The organism is Alcanivorax sp. HI0083 (genome assembly GCF_001635175.1).
On the sequence record NZ_LWFX01000862.1, the window covers coordinates 1 to 1,241 of the forward strand.

Annotated in this window: 1 protein-coding gene; it reads left to right on the forward strand. The window is 57.1% G+C overall.

The genetic code is table 11. The annotated features are described in order from the left end of the window. Positions 1–410 precede the first annotated feature (410 nt). Positions 411–1,232 (forward strand): TonB-dependent receptor domain-containing protein, encoded by an 822-nt coding sequence (locus A3754_RS08325; RefSeq protein ID WP_369817595.1) that lies wholly within the window; start codon positions 411–413, stop codon positions 1,230–1,232. Positions 1,233–1,241 lie beyond the last annotated feature (9 nt).

Sequence of the window (1,241 nt, forward strand, 5' to 3'; positions counted from 1 at the left end):
CACAACACATAAGGGCCGCTACCCTTTGCAGGCTTAACCTTGCACTGCCCCAATTCGGTATTGCGGGCGATATCCCGGCTGGCAAAAAGCCCCCGGCCGTGGACCTCACTGTTGCGGACTTCAACCAGATCATCGCGTAAATAGTGTTCAGACATGTTTGCGCTTTACCTTGGGAACCTCTGAATAACTCCTTGCGTACTCAGCGTGGCCTGAAGCGTGCAGCTGTTGAGTCTTGTCTTGACGGACAGGGTGGCTCCCTTTCCTAGAGGCAAGGCGCAGCAGATGTGCGCTTCAGGCCACGCCCTCCGGGTCTTCCAGGCTAGCCCGCACTCGTCGTTGCGTTTTTTCGATGGATGGACATACACCTTCAAAATCGCGCCTAGATTGCGAGCCAGCCTGAAAGACTGAGCATGCAAGGAGTTATTCAGAGGTTCCTTAATGACGATGTGGTCGTGGAAGGCGGCAGCCCGGACTTCAGCGAAACACTCTACAACGCCGGGCTGGTATACCAGCTCACAAGCTGGGCGCAGCTCTACGGCAGCTACTCGGAAGGGTTTGGCATGCCCGATGTGGGCCGTGTCTTGCGCGGCATCAACATCCCCGGCCAGGACGTAGATACCCTGCTGGATCTACAACCTATCGTTACCGACAACCAGGAAATTGGTGGGCGCTTCAACTGGGCACGCTACGGCTTTGAAGTGAGCTACTACGAATCCAACTCGGATCTGGGCGAGCGCCTCACCTACAACACCACTACCGGCACCTTTGAAGGCAGCCGGGAGAAAACCGAAATCCAGGGCGTGGAACTGTCCGGGCACATGCAGATTAACGACGCCCACCGCGTCAAACTGTCCTATTCCCACGAGGACGGCGAATCCGACACCGACGGCAACGGCGTTGTCGATACCGAACTGAGCGGCCTGAGCATTGCCCCCGACACGGTACAGATGAGCTGGAATGCCGGCTGGAGCCGCACCGTCTCATCCTATCTGCAAGTCAGCCATTTCTTCAGCCGCGGCTTTGATGACCCGGACCTGGACTTTGACGGCTACAGCCTGGTCGACGCCATGGTCAGCTACAAGCTACCCGCAGGTAAACTGGATCTGGGTATCGAGAACCTGACGGATGAAGACTACTTCACCTACTACTCCCAGGCCGCCCGCGTGAGTGACGAGTACAACTTCAAGGGCCGTGGTCGTACCTACACCCTGGGGTATAGCGTAGATTTCTAGCCTCATCGG